This window comes from Treponema sp. OMZ 305 (genome assembly GCF_024181325.1).
Taxonomy (GTDB): Bacteria; Spirochaetota; Spirochaetia; order Treponematales; family Treponemataceae; genus Treponema.
In genome coordinates this window covers 1,066,892-1,089,382 of sequence record NZ_CP051300.1, presented here as the reverse complement: position 1 = coordinate 1,089,382, position 22,491 = coordinate 1,066,892, and the positions used below count along the sequence as shown (strand labels likewise).

Here is a 22,491-nt window from a genome sequence, read left to right as displayed (position 1 = left end):
AATAATGGAGACTGGGAGACCATTTGAGCCGTACAGCGGCGAAACTCTGGTTGAGCAGACTCCATTATTCTGCGGGGCTGTTAAAACAGCCACCTGATGCGCTTGCCCTACCAAACACCTTCCGTATGCTGCCTTCTTCTACGATGCGGCCGGCTTCCATGCGGTACACATAGTCGGCAACTTTCTTTACAAGGTCGATGTCGTGTGTAACCAGCAGCATCGAAAAGCCGAGTTCGTATTGCAGCTGCTTTAAAAGGCGCATGATGTTCACCTTAGATGAATCGTCGAGCATGGCGTTTATTTCATCTGCTAACAGCAGTATCGGCTGCATCGAGAGCGCCCGTGCAATCGCGGTTTTTTGCCGCTGCCCGCCGGATAATTCCCGTGCTTTTTTATGCAGCAGCGCAGCATCGGCAGGCAGCCCGCAGAGCTTTGCATATTTCGCTGCCGTTTCCGCAAAGGCAGCGGCGCTTTTACGGTAGCGGATGACGGATGGTTCGGCGATAATTTCCTGTACGCTCAGCGCGGTGTTCATTGAAGAAAACGCATCCTGCTCTACAATTTGCAGGGCATGTTCCCGCGCAAGCAAATTATTTTTTTCCATTGAGGTGCCGTTAAACACAATGGAACCGGCGTCTTTGTTCAAAAGCCCTGCAATGATATGCAGCACGGTCGTTTTCCCCGAACCGGATTTTCCCAGCAAGGCGACAATTTCTCCGTGCCGCACCCGCAGCGAGCAGTCTTGAACGGCTGCTGTTTTTTGTGTGCCCATACCGAACGTCTTTGAAAGATGGTGGACGCTTAAAATAGTCTGTATGCCGTTTTTTGCACAGGCACAGCCTTCACTGCACTCCGGCGGCAAATACGGCGTGTACGATAGGCACTCGCTGCTTTTTTGCGTACACCGCTCATAAAACGGGCAGCTCTGCCGTTCATCCGCTTCTTTAATGCCCCACAAATCCTTCCACGGATTAAGATAGGTACTCGATTGCAGCAGCGCATTGGTGTACGGGTGCTTTGCCTCTTCCAAGATATTCTGCGTTTTGCCTTTTTCGATAATATATCCGTGCAGCAGTACCATCAGATTATCAGTGAGGGCTTCAATCACTGCAAGATCATGGGAAACAATCAACATTGTCGTGCCGTATTCGCTCCGGATGTTTTTTAGAAGTTGCAGTATCTGCTGCTTTGATGCGGGGTCTAATGCGGTTGTCGGCTCATCAATCAACAAAAGCGGCGGGCGCAGGCAAATTGCCATTGCGATAAATACCCGCTGCCGCATACCGCCGGAAAGTTCATGCGGATACCGGTTTTTTACGCTTGCTTCCAGCCCGACGGACTGGAGCACTGCGGCAAGTTCTTGTTCCAACAGCGCGGCATCACTTGTTTTTTTGCGCAGGATTTCGGCAATTTGCTCCCCAACCGTTAGCGCAGGATTGAGCCGCTCATCCTGATTCTGAAACACCAGTCCGATTTCCGTAAAGCGGAGATGTTTCCACTCATTTTTTCCGGTATTTTGTATTTCTCTTCCATTATAAATGATTTTGCCCGTTATCTCAGCAGAGTCGGCATCGCCGCCGCGCTTTTCTTGCAGTAAGCCCATAATTACCGAAAGCAGCGTGCTCTTGCCTCCGCCTGATTCTCCGATGATGCCGCAGCGTTCACCCCGCTTGAGCGAAAAGCTGACATTCCATATTCCGGATTTGGCTCTATCAGTATTACCGGCTGCAGGAGTGCGTGTTCCTGCCTTGTCTGTATTACCGGCAGCGGTATGGTAAATTTCCGTATCGGCGGCGCTTCGGTACCGCACCGTGAGGTTTTCTACCCTGAGTATTTCGTCCGGCATCATGAGCGGGTACGCCCTCCAATGCTCAGCTCCATCCGCCTACCGATTGCCGCAACAGAGAGCACGGTACACACCATCACGGCTGTGGGAAATACGAGCCACCACTTCCAAAAATCCGTGAGGTAAATATTCGGAAAATCCATTGCACGGGTAATGGTCATCCCCCAGCTTTTTGACAGCGGATCGCCGAGTCCCAAATACGCGAGCGATGCTTCCGCCAGAATCGCTTTATTCATAATCTTAATCACACTCACCAGCATAATAGAAAAAAGCGGTTTCCAAAAATGCCACGCAAAGATATGCCAAAAATGCGCGCCGTACGCTTTTGAAAGCCGGATATACGGTTCCGTTTTCAGTTTGAGCACTTCGCTCCTGACAATTTTAGCAGGCATTATCCACGACACAAGGGAAATAGCAAAGATGATATTCGCCAACCCCGGACCCAAAAAAACTCCCAGCACTACCATCAGCAGCAGATCGGGAATACCGATACAAAAATCGATCATACTCACTATCACCGCGTCGATACTGCCGCCTGCATAGCCTGCAAGCATCCCGATGATACTGCCACCGATTGCTGCAGCTACTGCGCTCCCCACCGATAAGAGCAAACTGCTTTTTGCCCCATAACAGATCGACGCAAAAAGATCGATGCCGAGGTCATCAGTGCCGAACCAATGTTCCCGCGACGGCGGACTCAGTGCAACTCCGCTGGGTATGGTACCCGATTTCAAAAACGGAAAGTACGGTAAAACGGCAGCCAGCACAACCGCACACAAAAAAAAGCATGGCAGATACGGCGTAGTAAATTTCGGTTGTTTCACACTGCACTCCTTTCCGTCCGCCGGTACACCGCTTCACCCACTGCACTGATGCACAAGATAAACACGGTGATAACAAAAAAGATGCCTTGCAGCAAAAGGTAGTCTCGATAAAAGACGGCATCCCTAATGAGCCTGCCGATACCGGGATACTTAAAGACGTTTTCTACAATGAGCGCACCGTTAAAGAGCGTTTGTAGGCTGAGCAAAAAGCGGGTGATAATCGGGTTTGATGCATTCGGCAGACAGTGTTTTACCACGATGGTGAACGCTCCCAAAGATTTTGCCTGCGCGGTTTCGACATACTTTTTTTGCAGCTGCCGCAGCATCGCGCTCCGGGTTACAAAATAAAAATCCGGTGTTTTAAGCAAGGATAAGGTCAGCGCAGGCAACACCGCGTGTTTTATGATGTCGGTGATAACAGGCAGGGTAAACTCCAGCGGTAAAAACGGCGTGATGCCGCCCGATGTCGGTAATACTCTCCAGCGGATAACAAACAGCATCAGAATAGCGTTTGCCGTTAAGAAGGACGGAATCTCCGACACTACCGTCATGGTATGATACAAAAAACCGTCAAGCCGCTTTCCGGCAAACCACGCACTCAGACTTCCCAAACAGAGTCCCAGCAATAGACTGAACAATAGGGACGCGCACACAATCCCCGCCGTCCATACCAGCCGCTTAAAAATAAGGTTGACCACCGAATCTTTAAAGTAAATGCTGTAGCCTAAATTAGCAGTAGCAATACCCGCAACGTACTGCACATATTGCTGCCACAGCGGCTTGTCGAGTCCGTAATACGCTTTGTACTTATTGATTTCTTCCTCGCTGTAGCTTGCAACTTCCGTTCCGTCTGATGAGATGAACACAAACGGATCTGCGCGCATCAAGCGGGGAAGAAAAAAATGAGCGGTAATCAAAGCAAAAAATAAAACGAAATATTTCATTGGGGAGGAAGCCTCACGTGCGTGCTGCGCTGCCGCGTTGTACTGCAGCAGCTTTAAATATCGCTTTTTACTCGCTCTATTTTACCGGATAATGTACGATAACTTAGGATGCTCCAATTTTGCGTGATCGTACCGCACCGTCCACCGGTCGTATTTTGCGGGGCGATACACCGCATTATCGATTTTGCCGTAGAGCAGCAGCATCGGAATTTCATCCGCAAGAATTTCCTGCACATCATAGATCAGCTGCTTCCGCGTTTCCGCATTCCGCTCTATCGACTGCCGGTACAATAGGTCATCTAGCCGCGCATTGGCATATCCGGCAAGGTGAGGCTTTTTCATTTTAGACGAATAAATTTCGCGCAGCATATCAGCATCGCCGCCCATACCGCCCGATTCCACAATCGCAGTCTGATAGGTTTTATCCCGGATCATACCGTCCCGCGCTTTGGAGTCGACACTGACAACATCCAACGTAATTCCGATATCCGCCAATCTGATTTTAATCAGCTCCGCCATCTTTACCTCTTTCGGCGAGCTGCCCACGGTCAACTGCGCGTTGATTGTTCTGCCCTTCATCAGCTCCTTTGCTTTTTCAACATTGAACTCGTACTTGGGAAGATTGGGATTGTACATCGGGTGCGCAGGGTGCAGATACCCTTGACTGCCTTCCAGCCCCGAACCACGTTCAAGCTTTTCGATTAATTCTTTGCGGTCTATTGCATACGCGATTGCCTGCCGGACTTCCTTTTCGCGGAAAGCAGGAACGGTATCAAAATTGAAATAGAAACGGAAATCGTGCAAACCGAAATTTTTAACGACCTTAAACTCGCTGTTGTTTTCGTAATTTTTGACGAGATCGGCGGGCAAGTTGGTAATATCAATTTCGCCGTTATTAAATGCCAAAATAGCATCGCTGACGGGAATCCATTCTATTGCGGAAACGGCGGGCTTTAATCCCCAAAATTCGTCAAAGCGTACCATTTTATATGCGCCCTGTTCGCTCTGGTAAGAAGCCAGTTTATACGGCCCGGAACCGACGATATCACCTTCGCCGGAAAATTTTGCAGGGTCGTCAATATGTTCCCAGACGTGTTTGGGGATGATGCGCATACTGCCGATTTTTTCCAGCGCGGTCGGCGTATATTCCGGAATGTGAATGCTCACCGTATTGCCGTTGACGGTAACGGAATCCATCAGATATTTTCCATGCAGCATCAGACCTCCGCGCATCGGCGGATGTGCTTCAAAATACTTGACGGTAAACGCAACATCGTCCGCCGTCAGCGGCTTGCCGTCATGCCACGTTGCATTGTCTACAATGGTGAACGTATAGGTTTGCCCGTCATCGTTCACCGACCATTCCTTTGCAAGCCATGGGATCAGCCCTTTTTCGTCCTTTTCCAAAAGCGAATCGTAAATCAATTCCATTTTGAAAAAGCCCGGCCCGCGGTTTTGGTGCCGAAACGGGTTCGGATAGCCGAAGTCCCCGCCTGCTTCCCGCAGCACAATATCCGCAGCCTTTTTTGCCTCCGGATTCTGCATACCCTGCATATCCGCATTTTTTTCCTTGCTGCACGAAACCGCCAGCACTACACACAGCGCACCTATTCCTAATGCGCGTATTGTTTTGTTTAACATAACGCCTCCACTCTATATTAAGTTAATAATAACTAACTTCGGGGCGCATAATAGTGCATTATGCACTATGGTGTCAAGTGGAAGGGGAAAAAACAGGCATTGATATTACTCTACATAAATAAGGCGATCTTCGATATCAACAATGGCAGAATTCTGCGGAGGTAGGAGCGCAGCTCATTGATGCAATTTACTTTTCAAACACCTCGGTTTTCCAATCCTTAATTGTCCGCGTTGCTTCTTCAAATCCTGTTAAACAATGTACGTCCTTGTACATTGTTTAACGTCGAGTTTTTGTAAAGCAAAAACGTCGCTTCTGCATGGAACCACCGCCGTCCATGGCGGCACTGCTATAGCAGTGGACTTCCGTCTGCACAAACTGCCCCATCAGTTTAAAGATGAGGTACACTGCTGTCTGGTAGTTTTGCTCCCGCAATTTCAGCTCTTTGCTGTTAAAGTTGTCATAAGAAATACCGGCGATAAGCGACTGCATCCATTCCATAAAGCCGTTTACATTCCCCTTGCGGATATCCTGTACAAAACGTCCTACCCATACACCTGTTTGACCAAAGGGGACATCAGAGTATGCTGGCAGCAGATTTTCCAAAAAGCCGTATCGTACTTCATCATTCGGAAAGCCAAGCCGGTAGAGCCTAACATCGCTTATGTACTCTTTTATGGTCAAATAACCGGCCTGAAAGAGAATAGGCAGTGCATCTTGTGCTACCGCCCGATAGGTCTGTAATCCCGATTCATCGAGCTCAACATTTCCATCCAAGTCAGGGATAAAATAGTGTGCTTCTTTGAGAAAATTCACTAAAAATGTCGGCGTTCCCGTGCTAAACCAAATGTTTTATACGCGAAGCCCTTTCCTTGTAGTAAGGCTTCGCTCTCATTCCACAAGGGCTTGCCCCCTTTCGGGACAAGCCCCCATCAGCCCGTGCAGCAACTCAGCTGCACGGATTTCTCTCATATTTCTTCTACGGTTGTTCAATAATCTTGTCTGCATTAACCCCGTAGTCAAGCAGCTTCTGCTTTACATTGCCGCCGGATTTAACCTTAAACCGTGCTTCGTCATGAATATTGTCAAATGCATAACTTCCTATCCCCGTTATATTCATCGCTTCGATAGTGATGTCTTTGAGCCCCGTGCAGCCGGAAAAAGAATAGCTTCCGATTTGTGTAACACCCGCAGGAAGGGTTATGCTTGTCAGCCCCGTGCAGCCGGAAAAAGAATAGCTTCCGATTTGGGTAACACCTGCAGGAATGGTTATGCTCGTTAGCCCCGTGCAGCCTTCAAAAGAAGAGCTTCCGATTTGGGTAACACCTGCAGGAATGGTTATGCTCGTCAGCCCCGTGCAGCCTCCAAAAGCAGAGCTTTCGATTTCGGTAAGACCTGAAGGAAGGGTTACCTCGGTAACTTTTACACAGTCTTTAAAGGCGTTATCTGCAATGTATTTTACATAGTCGGGAACTTCGATTACCCCTTCAGCCGTTTTTTTACACGATTTGACATAATGGTCCCCGCTCCAATTTTTTCTAATGGTAAGAATATCGTCGGTTTCAAAGGTTACCGAAACAGTCTTGTCTGCTTGCACCGTGTGGACTTTAACATAGCCGTGTTCAGGGTCGGTATTGACGTTTTCCCACTTTAAGAGCCGGTAGCCTATTTCGGGAATAGCGGTAAATACGATGTGCTGACCTTCCGCAGCTTTGTCACCGCTGTTAAATTGAACACCGTCAAGGGTGGCTTTAAGAGTTCCATTGGCAGGCTGGCTAAATGTTATACTATGCTCAGGCACATTGATAAATGCAACCGACACGTGTACCGCTTTTGTAACGGTGAGTGTGAGGATGGTTTTAGTATCTGCATTTTCCAATCCCGTCCATTTTCTTACACGGTAGGTAGGGGCAGGTTCTGCCGTAAAGACGATAATTTTGCCTTCTCGTACTTCACCGCCGGTAAACGGAGCGCCGTCAAGGCTTGCTGTTAATGTGCCGTTCTGCGGGGTATCAAAGGTAACGTTAAATTTTGGAACCGGAATAACCTCAACTCCATACTCAAACTCCACCGAAACCGTTGCATTTTCTTTTACCGTGAGTACTGCCGTTTTATCCGTGCTTGCAGGATTATCCGTTCCCGCCCAGCTCTTTACTCGGTACCCGTCGGCAGGGGTGGCGGTAAAGACGACTGTTTTCCCTTTTTGCACGGTGCCGCCGGTAAAGTCTTTTCCGTCAATGCTTGCCGTAAGCTTTCCGTGTTCGGGTTGCGCAAAGGTAACCGTATGCATAATTGCCGTGCATTCTGCGGTTACCGAAACGCCTGCCTTTACGGTCAGTGTTATGGTAACTTTGCCTTCGGATTTATCTATCCCCGTCCAGCGTGAAACCTGCATTCCGCTTTGCGGATGAGCAGTAAAGGTTACCTCCTTTCCGACTCCAATCAAGTCCCCGTTTTTAATTTCTTTTCCGTCTACGCTGGCGGTAACGGTTCCTCCGATGGCACTAAAGCTAACCGGATATGAATTAACCGTAACGGACGGCTGCTTACAGCCCATAACCATGCTTGCAGCCAACATCATCGCCGTTACTGCAAACCCAAAGAATGTACTTCTTTTATTCGTAGTCTTCATATAGTTCTCCTATTTAAGTTTTTAGTTGTTCGTTCATGTTGAATGGCGGAATGCTCGATAATTATCCCTATCAAGCCGGATACCCTGCCGTCCCCATCGGTACAAAGCAGCATTGTAAAAGCGCATGCAATAGCTGATATTCAGTGTTTCAATTAACCGCGAAGTACGCAGAGAGCGCAAAGAATAAGGTATAGAAAGCAAAGTATAAAAATCCTTGGGATATCTTTGCGTTCTTAGCGGTCTCTGCGGTTTATTTATACCCTGTGATGCGAAAAGAGAGTGCTGTGTAAACTGAAAAACACAAATCGGATTGAGCCTATCTGCGTCTAATGATGAGAAAAAATAGTTATGTGTGTAAAAAGTAGATAGAAAATTATCTAAAGAGAGCCGTGAAGCCGTGAAGCCGTGAAGCCGTGAAGCCGTGAAGCCGTGAAGATTTTGCCGACCATTACAGGTCTGTCAAGCCCTGTGTACGAATTTCTTGCTGGGGTTTGTGCTTTGGTGAGAGACTTTTTATACTGCGACAATCCTGTTCTGCGGCTGAACATAGATATTATTATAGAAGCAAAAACGGGGAAGCGCAAGCGGAAAAATGAGGAGAAAACGCACAACCGGAGGCAAGCTGCCGTAGAGCATATAACAGACCTCTTCTGAAACTTTCATTTCCGAACAGGTTTAACGTAAAAGCGCAGGGATGGCAAAAGCAACCGACTTTTGGGATAACCCCGATGTCCGATCATTACAATTCCGACAGAAGTTCTGTAGAAAAATGATTTATCGTATCCGCTAACGTGGATTGTGAATCAGTTTTTAGCTATACCCATCAGTGTATCAATAGCAGCTTGTATATGCTCCGGTACCGGCACGGTAAAAAGGCGAACTTTGCCACCGATGGGAAAGCGGAGGCGATATGCGCAGAGCTGGAGCTTTTTAATACGAGCGGTTTTCCAAAGCTGTTTATTTAATGCAAAGTTTCCGTGCTTGTCGTCGCCGATAATCGGGCAGCCGATACCTGCAAGGTGAATACGAATTTGGTGCATTCTGCCGGTATGCAACCGGACGGAAAACAAACTGCATGCGTCCGTACCTGCAAGCAGTTTATACGCGCTTGAGGCAGGCTTTGCCGTGCCGTTTTCCATAATCGGCGTATCGATAATGCCTTCTTTCGGAATGGGTTTCAATGTTTTCTTATTTACAGAATGTTCAAAACTGCCGAAGCATAATGCAAGATATTCCTTTTCGACCGCCCTCGACTCAAACAAGGTGCGGCATGAACGGGCGGCGGCGGCGCTTTTTGCCGTTACCAATAAGCCGGAAGTCTCTTTATCCAGCCGGTGTACCGGAAATATTTCTGTCCTGAGCTGCTTGCTTAAAATCTCGGTAAGGCACACGGCAATGTGCGCCCCGCCCTGTACCGGAATACCGTAAGGCTTATTAACGATACAAATCGCTTCGTCCTCGTATACAATCGGAATGGATTTCTTTACAATATTTTGTTGACTATTGTGCATAGTGGGGAGTATATGATGAATCGAAAAAAAATTCAGCACTTGTTATGTGTAATCCTTTTATCGTTTTGTATCGGCTATCCGCTTCGGGCGGAACTGATCAGCAATCCTTCATTAGGCTATACATTGGATTTACCGGAGGGATTCAGGCAGGTGAATTCCCGGGATAATTCCCGCTACCTTTATCAAAACACAATTATCCCCGTCGGATTACAGGTTGCCCTCTACCCATATCAACAGTTCGGTACGGTAACCGCTGCGGCGGAACATATTTTTTCTCAACTGAAAGCGCAGAAAAAGGCGATACAATTTTTGATGCAGGGCAACCCCGCACTCGTTGCAAACCTTCAATTTACACAGCAAAACCAAAAACAGGCAGGGTGGCTTTTGGTGCAGCCGCTCGCCGAACAAAAGGGATGGCTGGTTGTCTTAACAACAACGCAGGCGGCAAAAGCGCAGGAATATGAGCCAATGATGATTTCCTGCTTGGATGCGGTATTCATCAGCCGTCAGTCCTTTTTTGAACCCGGTCCGATGATTCAAGCGGTATATCCCAAAGAAGGGACGGTAAAAAAAGAAGTACTCTTTAACGGAAAAAAACTTTCCGTGCATTTTGACCGCTCCGATTCCGAAGCAAACCAAGCAGTAATAGACCGCGAGTTTGCCCTGCTGACCCGCTACCTTAATTCCCCACTGCAGCAAAAAGCATGGCAGCGCTATTACCGGATGATTTACCGCGACAGTGTTGCCCGCTGCCGCCATCTTGCGCTGATGCTGGAAAAAGAATTAATCGAAGTGGACAAAGAAGGAAAAATGCCTGCTGCGGAAACCATCGCTGCTTCCCTGCTTGAATGGATGCAGAACTTTACCTACACAAGGGATGAAAGCGGAGCAGACTTTCTCAATATCCCGACCGTGTGCAGCGACCGGAGCGGCGATTGCGACAGCCGCGCACTGCTGATGTCCGTACTATTGCAGCACTTCAATATCGATTCCATCTTGATGATTGCACCCGGACAAAAACACGCGGTTGCAGCCGTAGACTGTACCGGAGAAGGCGCCCGTTTTACGCACAACGGTAAGCGCTATCTTATCGCGGAAACGACGGCAAAGGTTGCGCTCGGGCAAATCGCACAAGACCTTGCCGACCCCAGCCTCTGGTTCGCCGTCGATTGGTACGTTCCCCCTGAACGGGACGAGTACGGCTTCGGTAAGAAAGAATAACTCTCCCCGCAGAGGAGCTATGCGGGAAAGAAAAACATTCCTGAAAATTTACTCAAGCATGTTCTTCTGCCGCATAATTTCAAAAACGCTCGACTTTCCAAGGAAGTGTGCAGTACCGGCAAAAACAAATATATTGCCGCCTTCGCGCAGGTATTCATCGAATTTCTGCGCCCATATCCGGTTCCGGTCGGTCAACAGTGTATCGATATAAGCTTGCGCCTTTTTTTCAGAGAAAGAAGACGGTACATTCAAAAGTAATTCGACCAGCAACGCTGAAAGCTCTTTCCGATTATTACTCAGATAAAAATCCCGAATCCTATGCATTTCTTCAATACTCTTATCAATATCTCGCAATGCTTGTATGGAATCCTTTAATAGAGCAAGTTGCTCTTCAAAAGTACCGTACGATAACACTGCAAGCTGCTGCTCTGCCGTATCGAGCGCTGCAATTTTTTTATTTTCAGCCCGCTGCATCAAATACATATCGATACCGTCTCCGGCATTCAACCCTGCTTTATTCATTAAAAGCTGCGCTAAGACCGTGTTCAAAATCCACGGATTAAATAAGGCAAGTTGATGCACCGTATCATCACCAATCGTTTCATAGAGGAAAGCAATATCTTCCTCTGATAAGACTTTGAGCAAACTCTTTTTGGGGTCGGCATTTATATTCTTCATGATAACGGTTTGCAACATTCCGGTGAATGCCTCCAGTTCTGCCTTGCCGCCGATTTCACTTACTAAGCGGTCAGCTTTATCGAATGCACGGAGCACGTTCTTTTCAAGCGGATAAAAACCTTTATCGGCAACATGAACGGTTCCTAGCACATAGACGGAGCCATTATTACCCTTTATCTCCCAAAAAAAACGTTCTGGGTGCTCTATCAGCACCGGTTTCGATAATTCAGAACGACGTTCAGCCTGTCCCGTAGTCGTACAAGCAGTAAGCGCGATAGTCAACATAAGGAGCAGCGCAATCTTTTTCAAATATTTAAGGGTTATCATACAGTCCTCCTATTTATCCCTAAAATAACGTTTTTTTGTATTTCCTACTAGAGGACTCATATCCGATTCTGCAGAGAAAAAAAGTTGTTGATTCGAGTGCCTTATTTCGAGTGTCCCATAATATCGGCAAAAAGAGCATTGACATTTATCATTTTACCGGTAAAATAAAAGTAAATGGGGAAAAGTGGAGGAAAGTAGGTAAAAGTGGAAAAAAGTGTGTTTTCAGGAGAGTATAATAATACACTCGATGAGAAGGGGCGTATTATGTTTCCTGCAAAATTACGCTGTTTACTGCCGGACTCACAAGTAGTGATTACCCGGGGGATCGACCGCTGTCTATGGATATTTCCCCCTGAAGAATGGGCATTGCTATCCGAAAAAGTTATGCAATCCGCTTCGTTATTTCAGGCAAACTCCCGTCTTGTACTGCGCAGACTTATCGCTCCTGCGCAGGAAATAGACATCGATAAGGCGGGACGTGTTTCAATACCCCAAAGTTTACGTGAATACGCGCAGCTCGAAAAAGACTGCGTGCTATTGGGCATCAACCGTTATCTCGAATTATGGGATGCGGATGAATATCGGGCTTATCTGGAGGGAAGCGAGGCGGATTTCCATCAAGCGAGCGAAGACTTGGGGCTTATTCGTTTTTAACATGTATGAACTTTGTACACACACCGGTTTTATTACAAGAATGCCTGCAGTTGCTTGCCCCGGAAACATCCGCCCCGCTCCTCATCGACGGAACATTAGGCGAAGGCGGCCACAGTGAGGCCTTTCTAACCCGCTTTCCGCAGTTAAAGGTTATCGGTATCGATGCCGACCCTGCCATTCAAGCAAAGGCAAAAGTACGGCTTGCCCCATTCGGCAACCGTATACAATTTTTTTTAGGCTGGTCGGATGCTTTTTTCGATCAATACCCTCACGATATGCCTGCGCCTTCGCTCATCTTATTTGATCTTGGCATCTCTCTCTTCCATTATATGGAGTCAAAACGCGGCTTTTCATTCAGCGGCGACGAACCGCTCGATATGCGCATCAATCCGAACGAATCGCTAACGGCCGCCGATATCGTAAACACCTACAGCGAAAAAAAACTGGCGGATGTATTGTACCACTATGCGGAAGAACGTTTTTCGCGGCCGATCGCCCGCGCTATTGTTGCGGAGCGGGAAAAACGCCCCTTTATGGAAGCGCGGCAGTTAAGCGAAACCGTATTCCATGCGGTTCCCGCCCGTTTTCGGCACGGCCCCATACACCCTGCAACCAAGACATTCCAAGCCCTACGGATTGCGGTCAACAGCGAGCTTGATCGGCTGCCGCGCCTATTGGAAAAAGCCTTTGCCTGCCTTGCGGAAGAGGGAAAAATGGGTGTTATTTCCTTTCACTCGCTGGAAGACCGCATCGTAAAACTTTTTTTTAGAGACCTTGCAAAAAACTGTATTTGCCCGCCTGAAATGCCGATATGTACTTGTGGAGGCATCCCCCGTGCAGCTTTGCTTACTAAAAAACCGGTCGGTCCCTCCGCCGAAGAGACAGCCGGCAATGCGCCGTCCCGCAGCGCCCGGCTCCGTGTTGTTAAAAAGCTCTCTTTGAGGAGGTCATAACCGATATGAAACACCTTTTAGCTTTGATTCTTACCATCAGCATCCCGGGTCTGTTTTTCTTTACCGTTAAACAGTCTCAAGTTTATAATACACTTGAACGTGAAGTAAACGCATATAACGACGAGCAAAATCGCTTGATTGCAGAAAATAAACGGAAGATTTCGGCTATTTCCATCCTCTCCAAACCGCAGCGGATAGAAAAAATCGCCGTCGAAGAATTGGATATGCACAAAGCGGATTCCTCTCAAATTATCCGCATCACCTTAGATAAGGAAAAGAAGGGATAACGCCATGCTGTTGGGTTGGGAGGCTCTCTGCAAGGCAATTGCAGGAACATTTATTTGCAATTATTCTCCTTATCAAGGGTTTGATTCCGTTACCACGGACAGCAGAACCGTAAAGCCTCGTGCACTCTTTATTCCGCTGCGGGGCACACAGCAAGACGGACACCGCTATATCGAACAAGCCTTGCAGCAAGGCGCTGCGTGCGTATTTGCCGATGCGGTATTCCTCGACATTCAAGAAAACATCCAACATATTATTGCTCTTTGCAAAAAACATCAGGCAGCCTGTATCCGCGTTGAACACACGTTAAAAGCATTGCAAGATGCCGCTGCTGCCTATCTGGAACAATTCCCGCAGCTCCTAAAAATCGGGGTAACCGGTTCAAACGGTAAAACGACGACGAAAGAACTGCTTGCATCCGTCTTTGCGCAAAAATACCGCACCGTGAAAAACGAGGGCAACCTCAATTCGGAAACGGGGCTGCCGCTCTCGGTTTTTACCGTAACAAAAAAACATGAAGTGGGCATTTTTGAGCTCGGTATGAACCGGAAAGGAGAGATTGCGGAGCTTGCCGCAGTTCTTAAACCGAATATTGCCGTTATCACCAATATCGGCACCGCACATATCGGAATGCTCGGATCCAAAGACGCTATCGCACACGAGAAAAAACAAATTTTTTCCTGTTTTGATGAAAACTCTGTCGGATTCGTCCCCGATAAGGACGAGTACACGGCTGTCTTAAAAGAAGTACCGCACGGAAAAATCTTTACTTATAGCGCAGCTCTCGGCTCCTATACCCTCGAGGGGCTTTCCGGCGCAGAGATACGGTATAAGGGAGAAACCATCCGCCTGCCGCTTCCGGGAATCCATAACGTACAAAACGCTTTTGCTGCGATTGCCGTCGCGGAATACTGCAATATTCCGCTGCAGTTGATAAAAGCAGGCATCGAACAGATACAGGCGCTATTTGGCAGGTCGCAAATTATCCGTGGTCCGGTAACTTACCTGCTCGACTGCTATAACGCCAATCCCGATTCCATGAATGCGGGACTTGCGCTGTGTGCGAATATCGCAGTACGCGGCAAAAAGATTTATCTGCTTGCCTCGATGAAGGAGCTTGGCCCTGAATCAACGAAAGCACACCGTGCCGTATGTGCAGCAGCATTTGCCTCCGATGCCGATATACTATTCTTTTTCGGCGAAGAAATATGCGCTGCTGCCGTCGAACAAAATAAAACTTCGAATAAACCTTTTTTCTGCTTTACGGAAGCCGAAGCGGGCAAACTCCGCGACACATTGGACAGCTTATTAAACCGAAACGACTTCGTATTTCTGAAAGGATCCCGCAGCCTTGAGCTTGAGCAGTTTGAGCCTATCCTGCAAAAGGAGCGGGTATGATGCAGCACACTATCACTGTTGAAAAGAACATCAACCGCGACCGGTACAGCTTCACGTTTATCCTGCTCGTGCTCATCATGGTTGGAATCGGCCTCGCTGTGCTCTATTCGGGTTCCTTGCATTACGCCGAACGTTTTTTCGATGATTCTTCTTATTTCCTTGTCCGGCAATTTCGCAATCTCCTTATAGGCTGCATCGGCCTTATTTTCTTTTCGTTCTTCAGTTTTGACCGTTTACGAAAACTGCTCCCCTATCTCTTGATAGCAGGCGTTATCCTCCTCTTACTTCCCTTTATTCCGGGCATCGCTTCGCCGCGGAACGGCGCTAACCGCTGGATTTCCATCGGCGGTTTTAGCTTGCAGCCGTCAGAATTTATCAAGCTTTTGCTCATTATCTTTCTTGCAAACTTCTTTGATAAAAAAGCGGATCAACTGGATGCGCCCTTAATTTCCATATTGCCGCCTTTTTTTATTACGTCGGTATTCGTATTGCTGATATACCTTGAAAACGATTTTTCGAGTGCAATTTTTTTAATGCTCATCTTTATGGTCATGTTTTTTGCGGCAGGAGGGCCGCTGCTCTGGTTCCTCAAAGGATTGATTGTTACCATCCCCTGCGCAGTTCTCATGGTTGTTACTTCAACCTATCGGATGAAACGTGTACTCTCCTTTATCTCCCCCGATAGCGATCCGCTCGACACGGGCTATCAAATTAATGCAGCCCTCGAAGCGCTTGCAAGCAGCGGTTTGTACGGTACGGGAATAGGGAATGGCATCCATAAAATTTCGAGCGTTCCCGAAATATATTCCGATTTTATTTTTGTCGCATGGGCCGAAGAGATGGGCTTTTTGGGAGTATGCGGTTATCTTGCACTCTTGCTTGCATTTACTGCGGTAGCCTATCTGATTGCCTTTTCCTGTAAAAATCGATTCGGCTGCTATGTCGCATTCGGCGCCGCCACCTCAATCGTTCTTCAATCTTTTTTAAACTTAGGAGTCGTTGTCCGCCTGCTACCCGCAACCGGTATTCCTCTCCCTTTTTTCTCATTCGGAGGATCTTCGCTTATTACCAGTCTTTGCCTATGCGGACTGATTATCAATGTTTCAAGTTATTCAAAAAGGAGCGCTTCATAATGTCTGATATTATCGGTTTACAAAACCACGCATACACCGAATCGCGTCAATTACCTCAAACCGTAAAAAAAACAAAAGGAAAGCAGCTCCTTAAAATCATTATTTTAGCGATGCTGTTGTTTTTGGTAGGCGACTTAGTATATTATCTTTTTATCGTACCGTTTAATTCGACGGCAAAGATACGGATTTCGGGAATCGACACCATTCTCGAAGCGGATTTGAAAAAGGCATCCGGCCTGACCGGAACGGAAAAATGGGGAAAGATCGATAAAGATGTGCTATTGCATCGGATTGCAAGCTATCCGCTCGTTGCGGAAGCACGCGTAGTCAAAAAATATCCGGACAAGGTGTTGATTGAAATAATCGAACGAAAGCCGGTCGGCGTATTGCTCGCGACAGTCGGCGGACGTACAATTCCGATGGAAATAGACAAAACGGGAACGGTGTTCAAAGTCGCTTCAAAGAAAGATACTCAAACACTGCCTGTTATCAGCGGCCTTTCTTTTCAGACTATACGAGCGGGAATGAAGGTACACAAACAGCTTGTGCCATTATTTAAACAACTGGATCTTTTGCAGAAAAAAAATCCGGCCTTACTCAGCGAAATCTCCGAAATGAAGATTGAACAAAAAAAATACGGCGGATTCGACCTCATTCTCTATCCGGTACAAACACCGGTTAAGGTACGTACCGACAGTACATTGAATGAGGAGCGATTGCAGTATATGATATTGACATTGGATGTTATACGAGATCTTGATCTGAGTGCAAAGATTGAGGAGTTGGATGTACGGGCGGGAACCGCTTCCTACCGGTTAAGAGGTGAAGCCGATGAGTGATATCATAGTCGGATTGGATATAGGTACCAGCGCAATCAGAGCCGTTGTTGCCGAAAAACTGGAAACAGGCGTTTTACAAATTATCGGCGTGGGCACCGGCATTTCCGAAGGCTTACGGAAAGGAACCGTCGTCAATATCGAAAAGACCGTACAGGGAATCCATGAAGCGGTGGAAGCCGCGGAGATGATGTCCGGCGTGGAAATTACCCACTGCATTACGGGAATCGGCGGCACCCACATTGAAGGAATTAATTCCCGCGGTATTGTTGCCGTTACCGATAAAGGAAAAGGGAACCGCGAAATAGACCAACAGGACATCGACCGCGTTATAGAAGCTGCAAGAGCAGTCGTTATCCCGATGGATAGGCGCGTCATGCACGTTATCCCCCAATCGTATATCGTTGACGACCAGCGCGGCATCGCGGATCCGCATAACGTCATCGGTGTCCGCATTGAAGCCGAAGTGCATATTATCACCGGATCGGTTACCTGCATCAAAAATATCGTCGATTGCGTGAAGCGCGCTAATTTACAAGTTGATGCACCGATGTATCACGGTTTGGCCGCCGTAGAATCCGTTATGACGCAGGAAGAACAGGAACTCGGCTCGGTGCTTATCGATATTGGAGGAGGCACCACCGATATTGTGGTGATGTCGGGCGGAGCGCCGGTGCTTACGACCGTGTTGCCGGTAGGCGGCGGCCATGCGACAAATGATTTGGCGATTGTGAAAGGGCTTTCGACCGAAACCGCCGAAAAGGTTAAAATAACCGACGGATGCTGCTGGCAGCCGCTTTTGGAAGATAATAAATCCGTACTGATTTCCGCTCCGGGCGGACGAGCGCCGATACAGATTGAAAGAGCGGATATATGCGATATTCTGCAAGCCCGAATGGCGGAAATTTTTACGATGGCAAAAGATAAAATCGCACCGGCGACAGCGTCCAACCGATTCGCAGGCAATGTGATCCTCTGCGGCGGCGGCTCTCTGATGCCGGGCGCTACGGAACTTGCTTCCGAAATCTTCGGCACGCCTGCAGTACGGCTCGGGATTCCGGGAACTTTCGGCGGGCTTACCGGAGAATACCGAAGCCCCGAATTTGCGGCCGTACTCGGACTGATTTTATCGCAGTACAAACAGCGGGCGGCATCCGGTGAGGAAACAAAAAAAACAGAAGCCGAGCAGGGTAAAATTGTCGGTAAACTCAAAAACTTTTGGAAAAATTTATTTTAACCAGCAAGGGGGAGGGAATATATATGGATTATCAAGTGATGCAGCAAAATGAACTGTTACCGGTCAATCCTACCGTTATTAAGGTAATCGGCGCCGGCGGAGGCGGTTCGAATGCGGTTAATAGAATGTTGGAGTGCAATATCCGGTACGTCGATTTTATCGTAGCGAACACCGATGTACAGGCGCTCAATTATTCAAAGGCGCCGATGAAATTGGTGATAGGTTCAAAGTTGACCGGAGGACTCGGCGCGGGAGGCAAACCGGAAGTCGGCGAAAAAGCCGCTATGGAAGACACCGAAATTATTGCGAATGCCGTCCGCGGAGCGCACATGGTCTTTATCACTGCCGGTATGGGAGGCGGCACTGGCACGGGTTCCGCACCGGTCATCGCAAAGATAGCCCGTGACCAGGGAGCCTTAACAGTCGGCGTCGTTACCAAACCATTCAGTTTTGAAGGACGTGCAAAAATGCGCACCGCCGAAGCGGGGATTGAAAAACTCAGGCAAAACGTCGATACGCTGGTCGTTATTCCCAATCAGCATTTATTAAATATGGTAGACAGCAAACAGACGATAAAGGATGCTTTCGTTATGGCGGACGATGTGTTGCGCCGTGCCGTGCAGGGCATTGCGGATATCATTACAAAGAACGGATTGGTCAATATCGATTTTGCGGATGTGCGTTCCACGATGGCAGGGCAAGGCGATGCGTTAATGGGCGTCGGTACCGGATCGGGAGAAAACCGCGCGGTTGACGCAGCAACGAATGCCATCAACAATCCACTTTTGGAAGATTCCCACATAGAAGGAGCAACACACATACTGGTTAATATCTACGCAGCGGAGATGCCTTCTACGGTGGAAGTCAACGATATTATGGAAATCGTTACCGCGAACGCCCATCCCGATGTTGAAACCATTCACGGCATTACCATCGATGAAACCGACGAAGCCATGAAAGACAAAATCACCGTAACGGTCATCGCAACGGGCTTTCCTACCGATGCGGATCCGATTCAGAGTATAATACAGCAACCGGGACAACCGGCTGGAACAAGCGTTCAGAGTGAACCGCTTCATACGTCATTTTTACAAAACGATTTTATTTCGGCAAGCGAATGGGCAAAGCTGCAAACACCGCAACAGCCTACCCTACCCGGCCTCGGCCCGCGGAATGCAAGCATACCTGCTATGCCTCCGCCGCCTCAACAACAACCGGAAATGACCGAAGCCCCGCGGCAGCCTATCCGCGTACAGCTTCCCGGCGCCAATACCGATTTGGATGTGCCGGCGTATATACGAAATAAAAGGTAGCTCCTTTTAAAAATATGCGGGCATCTGCGTTGTCGCTACGCCGAAATAAATCCTCACCGTATACCCGATACGCCTCCGTTTTATTTCGGCTAGCTCCTAGCATCTGCTCCACCTATTTTTAAAAGGCTAACGGAAAGACTAGGTGCAAAAGTTATGACCACCTTTAGTCGTATGAGGGCTTAATATCTCGACGCTCTGCATCGAGGTTGTTGATTACAGTCCTTTTGTGCGAAATTTTGGATAAAATTTCGCACAATTTATTTTAAAAGAAGAATAAGCACACCAGATGAATTAATCACAATCGCAAAATAATTGAGGCCGTGAGACCATTTGAACCGCGAAGAGGTTCAACTCTGGTTGAACGACCTCAATTATTTTGCGGGGAGATTCAAACAACGTTTGTGGTGCTTATTCTGAGTAAACTACGATGACAGAAATACAATTACGGGCATTTTACGGGTATTTAATCTCGGCGGAGGCGCGGGCGCAGCTTACTGCAAAAACATATCTCAATACACTGCGCCTCTTTCAGCAGCAGCTTGGGGATGAGCGCCTTATCGAAGATGCGTCTCAAGACGATTGCATCGGCTTTCTCCTTGTGCGGGCGAAAGAAGGGGTAACGGGGAGAACGCTTGCAAAAGATCAGGCGGCGCTCCGCTCCTTTTATCGCTTTTTGCAGCTGGAAAACGTCCGCGCCGATAATCCTGCAGAGCAGCTGGAAAGCCCCCGCCGCGAAAAAAACTTGCCGCGGGCGCTCGCCCCTGATGAAGTAGACAAACTTTTGGCAGCCATCCCGCTGGATACGCCGAACGGTATCCGCGACCGCGCCCTGTTTGAGCTTATCTACTCGGCGGGGCTGCGCGTAAGCGAAGCGGTAACGCTTTCACTGGAGGATGTTTTTTTTAACGAGCAGCTGCTGAAAGTTCACGGCAAGGGCGGAAAGGAGCGCATCATCCCCTTTGGGGCGCAGGCGGAAGCGCGGCTAAGCGTCTATTTAAAAACAGCCCGTCCGCTTCTTTTAAAACCGGCGCATCGCGAAAACACCGAAACGACAGGAGCCGTATTCCTAAATCACCACGGCGAACGGCTTACCCGTAAGGGTATTTGGAAACGCTTGCAGGAAATCGAACAACTCAGCGGCGTTACCACAAAAATCCACACACTCCGCCATTCGTATGCAACCCATCTGCTCGCAGGCGGCGCCGACCTCCGCTCTGTACAATGTCTCCTCGGTCATGCGAGCATCGCTACTACGCAAATTTACACCCATATCGAAGACAAGGATTTGGAATCCTACCACCGCAAATTTTTTGAGAAATAGTTGGAGAAATCAACAACCCCGACGCGAGCGTCGGACACAGTGCTCAACGTTTCGCACTGTGTGTTCTCATAAGGTGGTTGCAGTCGGCTTTAATACCCTTTGCTACGACGCAGAGCGTTCGTCAACACTATACATCCGTGTATAGTGTTGACTGCAAGTTGTGGCTCTGCCACAACATTGCTACTGTTCGGAATAACCGCCGTCCGTGGCGGTAGATGAACGGCGGGTATTAAACCCTCCGCAAACGGCGCTTGCTTTTTAGGTCTCTTTTTCTTATAGTAACATCCTTATGAATATCCTCGAAAAATTTTATAGCGATGCACGGCGGCGAACGGAAAAATTACCTGATCCTACATTCCGGCAAGAGCTGAGTTCGTTTTTTGTTCAAACAATCCGCAGTTACGATAAAAACCTTCTCCCATTAGCGGAAGATTCGGCTGAATACTGGTTACGCACACATCTGAAAGATACAAGAGAAGATGCCGTCAACTGGTTCTACACCGTCTTTTCGCTTTTTGACGGCAGCTTCGGCAGCGATATGGATTTTTCCGATGAAGATTGGGAAGAACTGCACACAATTGTTTCGGCGGCGGCGGAAACACTCGATATGCACACCGTAAGCGCAATTATGAGCGTTATGGTTGAACGGAATAAGCTTAAATAGGAACGGTATTTGTGATACGGGATTTTTGCTGCGCCGACTATGAACACTGTAACGCCTGTCCAAAACGCTGCGGGGTAAATAGGAACGCCGGAGAGAGAGGCTTTTGCGGAGAAACGGCGGAGCTGCGCATTGCATGGGCAGGGTTACACTTTGGAGAAGAGCCTCCGGTAAGCGGAGCGGGCGGTTCGGGAACGATATTCCTTACCGGCTGTAATCTCCGCTGTGTTTTTTGCCAAAACTTTCAAATTTCGCAAGAAGGTATGGGACGTGCTGTAACGGAACAGGGATTTATCGAAATATGCCTGACACTCCAAAACGCAGGCGCAGAAAACATCAACATCGTTACGGGCAGCCATGCGGTACCGGCTTTGGGGGCAGGGCTCCGAGCCGCAAAACAGCACGGCTTAACTATTCCCGTCGTCTGGAACTCATCCGCTTATGAAACGGTAGAAGCACTCGAATCAATTGCGGATACCGTCGACGGCTGGCTCCCCGACCTCAAAACGCTTAATACCGAAACATCCCGCAGGGTTTTTGCCGCTCCGGATTATCCCGACCGCGCCTGCGCCGCAATCGAAGCGATGGCACGGCATTCTCCGCTCAACCTTACGCCGCCCGATGAGCAGTATCCGTTCGGCAAAATGCTGTCGGGCGTTATTGTCCGGCATCTCGCACTTCCGGGAAAATTAGAGGACTCGCAAGCGGTACTCCGTTGGTTCGCTCAAAACCTTAAAGGCAAGGCGCTCCTTTCGCTGATGACGCAGTACACCCCCATTACCGCAAATCCGAAAGCGCGGCGAATCGATGCGTTTTCTAATCGCCTGCTCGATGAATCGGAAGACATCACACTGCGTACCTTTCTTGAAGAATTAGCCATCGACGACGGTTTTTATCAAGAATTGGTAAGCGACTTAGACTGGCTCCCGGACTTTAACCGCGTACAAACCTTTTCTTCCGCGCTGTCAAAACCGCTCTGGCATTGGAAAACCGGCTGGGTAAAATAAAAATTTATCTTCAGCCGCGCCATTTCAGTGCGCCTGCGGTAACAAAGTCAGACTGCTGTTAAAATCATAAC

The 22,491-nt window shown here is 48.3% G+C and carries 19 protein-coding genes and 1 pseudogene; 12 read left to right on the top strand and 8 right to left on the bottom strand.

Annotated features, from left to right (window positions below; genetic code table 11):
• Nucleotides 1-64 precede the first annotated feature (64 nt).
• The 7 genes and pseudogenes from ABK01_RS04865 to ABK01_RS04835 form a co-directional block, all read right to left on the bottom strand.
• Nucleotides 65-1,849 (bottom strand): ABC transporter ATP-binding protein, encoded by a 1,785-nt coding sequence (locus ABK01_RS04865; RefSeq protein ID WP_212566323.1) that lies wholly within the window; start codon nucleotides 1,847-1,849, stop codon nucleotides 65-67.
• Complete coding sequence (locus ABK01_RS04860; protein ID WP_253676431.1) at nucleotides 1,846-2,670, bottom strand: ABC transporter permease; 825 nt, start codon at nucleotides 2,668-2,670, stop codon at nucleotides 1,846-1,848. The genes ABK01_RS04865 and ABK01_RS04860 overlap by 4 nt, the downstream gene beginning before the upstream one ends.
• The gene (locus ABK01_RS04855; protein WP_212566322.1) at nucleotides 2,667-3,614 is read right to left on the bottom strand and encodes an ABC transporter permease; all 948 of its coding nucleotides are present in this window, start codon (nucleotides 3,612-3,614) and stop codon (nucleotides 2,667-2,669) included. Before ABK01_RS04855 ends, ABK01_RS04860 begins: the two co-directional genes overlap by 4 nt.
• A gap of 81 nt (nucleotides 3,615-3,695) precedes the next feature.
• Complete coding sequence (locus tag ABK01_RS04850) at nucleotides 3,696-5,255, bottom strand: ABC transporter substrate-binding protein (protein WP_212566321.1); 1,560 nt, start codon at nucleotides 5,253-5,255, stop codon at nucleotides 3,696-3,698.
• 352 nt (nucleotides 5,256-5,607) lie between these two features.
• A pseudogene (locus tag ABK01_RS04845) lies at nucleotides 5,608-6,099 on the bottom strand (hypothetical protein); the annotation flags it as partial.
• A gap of 133 nt (nucleotides 6,100-6,232) precedes the next feature.
• On the bottom strand, nucleotides 6,233-7,885 hold the full coding sequence (locus tag ABK01_RS04840) for a leucine-rich repeat protein (RefSeq protein WP_253676430.1): 1,653 nt from the start codon (nucleotides 7,883-7,885) through the stop codon (nucleotides 6,233-6,235).
• Between the two features lie 803 nt (nucleotides 7,886-8,688).
• On the bottom strand, nucleotides 8,689-9,396 hold the full coding sequence (locus tag ABK01_RS04835; protein ID WP_253676429.1) for an RluA family pseudouridine synthase: 708 nt from the start codon (nucleotides 9,394-9,396) through the stop codon (nucleotides 8,689-8,691).
• A 12-nt stretch (nucleotides 9,397-9,408) separates the two neighbouring features.
• On the opposite strand from ABK01_RS04835, the gene ABK01_RS04830 reads away from it, so the two are divergent.
• Nucleotides 9,409-10,617 carry a hypothetical protein gene (locus tag ABK01_RS04830; protein WP_253676428.1) on the top strand — a complete coding sequence of 403 codons (1,209 nt, stop codon included), beginning with the start codon at nucleotides 9,409-9,411 and terminating at the stop codon, nucleotides 10,615-10,617.
• A 48-nt stretch (nucleotides 10,618-10,665) separates the two neighbouring features.
• Here ABK01_RS04830 and ABK01_RS04825 read toward each other — a convergent pair whose 3' ends face one another.
• A complete protein-coding gene (locus tag ABK01_RS04825) occupies nucleotides 10,666-11,622 on the bottom strand; it encodes a TraB/GumN family protein (RefSeq protein WP_253676427.1) in 957 nt (318 codons plus the stop codon).
• 204 nt (nucleotides 11,623-11,826) lie between these two features.
• Between ABK01_RS04825 and mraZ the strand changes: the two genes are divergently transcribed.
• The 11 genes from mraZ (at nucleotide 11,827) to ABK01_RS04770 (ending at nucleotide 22,420) form a co-directional block, all read left to right on the top strand.
• Entirely contained in the window at nucleotides 11,827-12,276 is a 450-nt protein-coding gene (mraZ, locus tag ABK01_RS04820; protein ID WP_212566318.1) for a division/cell wall cluster transcriptional repressor MraZ, read from the top strand.
• A 5-nt stretch (nucleotides 12,277-12,281) separates the two neighbouring features.
• Complete coding sequence (gene rsmH / locus ABK01_RS04815) at nucleotides 12,282-13,229, top strand: 16S rRNA (cytosine(1402)-N(4))-methyltransferase RsmH (protein ID WP_253676426.1); 948 nt, start codon at nucleotides 12,282-12,284, stop codon at nucleotides 13,227-13,229.
• Nucleotides 13,230-13,234: 5 nt separating this feature from the next.
• Complete coding sequence (locus ABK01_RS04810; RefSeq protein ID WP_212566316.1) at nucleotides 13,235-13,516, top strand: FtsB/FtsL family cell division protein; 282 nt, start codon at nucleotides 13,235-13,237, stop codon at nucleotides 13,514-13,516.
• Nucleotides 13,517-13,520: 4 nt separating this feature from the next.
• Nucleotides 13,521-14,912 (top strand): UDP-N-acetylmuramoyl-tripeptide--D-alanyl-D-alanine ligase, encoded by a 1,392-nt coding sequence (murF, locus tag ABK01_RS04805; RefSeq protein WP_212566315.1) that lies wholly within the window; start codon nucleotides 13,521-13,523, stop codon nucleotides 14,910-14,912.
• Nucleotides 14,909-16,045: a putative lipid II flippase FtsW gene (ftsW, locus tag ABK01_RS04800; protein ID WP_212566314.1), complete on the top strand. Its 1,137-nt coding sequence runs from the start codon at nucleotides 14,909-14,911 to the stop codon at nucleotides 16,043-16,045. Before murF ends, ftsW begins: the two co-directional genes overlap by 4 nt.
• On the top strand, nucleotides 16,045-16,884 hold the full coding sequence (locus tag ABK01_RS04795; RefSeq protein ID WP_253676425.1) for a cell division protein FtsQ/DivIB: 840 nt from the start codon (nucleotides 16,045-16,047) through the stop codon (nucleotides 16,882-16,884). The genes ftsW and ABK01_RS04795 overlap by 1 nt, the downstream gene beginning before the upstream one ends.
• Complete coding sequence (gene ftsA, locus ABK01_RS04790) at nucleotides 16,877-18,118, top strand: cell division protein FtsA (protein ID WP_212566312.1); 1,242 nt, start codon at nucleotides 16,877-16,879, stop codon at nucleotides 18,116-18,118. The genes ABK01_RS04795 and ftsA overlap by 8 nt, the downstream gene beginning before the upstream one ends.
• 23 nt (nucleotides 18,119-18,141) lie before the next feature.
• The gene (ftsZ, locus tag ABK01_RS04785) at nucleotides 18,142-19,431 is read left to right on the top strand and encodes a cell division protein FtsZ (RefSeq protein WP_212566311.1); all 1,290 of its coding nucleotides are present in this window, start codon (nucleotides 18,142-18,144) and stop codon (nucleotides 19,429-19,431) included.
• Between the two features lie 427 nt (nucleotides 19,432-19,858).
• Nucleotides 19,859-20,752, top strand: a complete 894-nt coding sequence (locus ABK01_RS04780; RefSeq protein ID WP_212566310.1) for a tyrosine-type recombinase/integrase — start codon at nucleotides 19,859-19,861, stop codon at nucleotides 20,750-20,752.
• 289 nt (nucleotides 20,753-21,041) lie between these two features.
• Entirely contained in the window at nucleotides 21,042-21,416 is a 375-nt protein-coding gene (locus ABK01_RS04775) for a hypothetical protein (RefSeq protein ID WP_212566309.1), read from the top strand.
• Nucleotides 21,417-21,427: 11 nt separating this feature from the next.
• The gene (locus ABK01_RS04770) at nucleotides 21,428-22,420 is read left to right on the top strand and encodes a radical SAM protein (protein ID WP_253676424.1); all 993 of its coding nucleotides are present in this window, start codon (nucleotides 21,428-21,430) and stop codon (nucleotides 22,418-22,420) included.
• Nucleotides 22,421-22,491: the final 71 nt, after the last annotated feature.

Excerpts from the sequence above, each read along its gene's own strand:
- ABK01_RS04865 (WP_212566323.1), bottom strand. The coding sequence starts at position 1,849 with ATGATGCCGGACGAAATACTCAGGGTAGAAAACCTCACGGTGCGGTAC.
- ABK01_RS04855 (WP_212566322.1), bottom strand. The coding sequence starts at position 3,614 with ATGAAATATTTCGTTTTATTTTTTGCTTTGATTACCGCTCATTTTTTT.
- ABK01_RS04850 (WP_212566321.1), bottom strand. The coding sequence starts at position 5,255 with ATGTTAAACAAAACAATACGCGCATTAGGAATAGGTGCGCTGTGTGTA.
- ABK01_RS04840 (WP_253676430.1), bottom strand. The coding sequence starts at position 7,885 with ATGAAGACTACGAATAAAAGAAGTACATTCTTTGGGTTTGCAGTAACG.
- ABK01_RS04835 (WP_253676429.1), bottom strand. The coding sequence starts at position 9,396 with ATGCACAATAGTCAACAAAATATTGTAAAGAAATCCATTCCGATTGTA.
- ABK01_RS04830 (WP_253676428.1), top strand. The coding sequence starts at position 9,409 with ATGATGAATCGAAAAAAAATTCAGCACTTGTTATGTGTAATCCTTTTA.
- ABK01_RS04825 (WP_253676427.1), bottom strand. The coding sequence starts at position 11,622 with ATGATAACCCTTAAATATTTGAAAAAGATTGCGCTGCTCCTTATGTTG.
- rsmH (WP_253676426.1), top strand. The coding sequence starts at position 12,282 with ATGAACTTTGTACACACACCGGTTTTATTACAAGAATGCCTGCAGTTG.
- ABK01_RS04810 (WP_212566316.1), top strand. The coding sequence starts at position 13,235 with ATGAAACACCTTTTAGCTTTGATTCTTACCATCAGCATCCCGGGTCTG.
- murF (WP_212566315.1), top strand. The coding sequence starts at position 13,521 with ATGCTGTTGGGTTGGGAGGCTCTCTGCAAGGCAATTGCAGGAACATTT.
- ftsW (WP_212566314.1), top strand. The coding sequence starts at position 14,909 with ATGATGCAGCACACTATCACTGTTGAAAAGAACATCAACCGCGACCGG.
- ABK01_RS04795 (WP_253676425.1), top strand. The coding sequence starts at position 16,045 with ATGTCTGATATTATCGGTTTACAAAACCACGCATACACCGAATCGCGT.
- ftsA (WP_212566312.1), top strand. The coding sequence starts at position 16,877 with ATGAGTGATATCATAGTCGGATTGGATATAGGTACCAGCGCAATCAGA.
- ftsZ (WP_212566311.1), top strand. The coding sequence starts at position 18,142 with ATGGATTATCAAGTGATGCAGCAAAATGAACTGTTACCGGTCAATCCT.
- ABK01_RS04780 (WP_212566310.1), top strand. The coding sequence starts at position 19,859 with ATGACAGAAATACAATTACGGGCATTTTACGGGTATTTAATCTCGGCG.
- ABK01_RS04775 (WP_212566309.1), top strand. The coding sequence starts at position 21,042 with ATGAATATCCTCGAAAAATTTTATAGCGATGCACGGCGGCGAACGGAA.